This is a genomic window from Vibrio sp. 1078-1 (assembly GCF_033340475.1).
The window spans coordinates 1-550 of sequence record NZ_JAWOWM010000747.1 but is presented as its reverse complement, the minus strand read 5'-3'; the positions used below and the strand labels follow the sequence as shown (position 1 = coordinate 550).

The following is a 550-nucleotide window of genomic DNA, read 5'->3' as shown; positions in this document are numbered from 1 at the left end:
AACGACTACAGCTTAGACGACATCAAACTCTAATTTGAACAAAAGGCACCCTAACGGTGCCTTTTGTTTTTGTATAGAGCGGGGTTACATGTCCTGATTCTCTACGTCTAAATGTTTACGCGGACGGAATTCTTACTCAATGAGAATTAGCCGTTCTTTTTATCGAGAATTGGTTATGTTGAATTTCCATTCAATTCTCAAAGAATAAGAATTACCACAAATAAACCCGAGCAAGATTTATAGATACTCGGGCTTTGAGTGAGTTAAACAAACTCCATATCGCTTTGACGAACGCGCTCGGCAAGCTGTTTGTAGCGATCCGCAATCGTGTCACCAAATACAGGGTCGTCTTCGCTCTCGGTCCACAGACTTTCAACGTGTTGCCAGTCTTCAGTAGTAAAAAGTTCTTCAATTAATGGCAGGATTTTTCTCTCTTCGAGCTCAAGGTGACGCTTTTGCGACTCAATGAAATCTTCTAGCTGAGCAATAAAGATGTCTTGAGGAACAACCGCATCTTGCAAAATCATCTCAATGAGCATCGAAAACTCTT

1 protein-coding gene is annotated in these 550 nt (G+C 41.1%); it reads right to left on the bottom strand.

What is annotated here, in order from left to right; genetic code table 11:
* Positions 1-263: 263 nt before the first annotated feature.
* The coding region (locus R7190_RS29840; protein WP_411978107.1) for a hemerythrin domain-containing protein at positions 264-550 on the bottom strand (287 nt) is incomplete at its 5' end.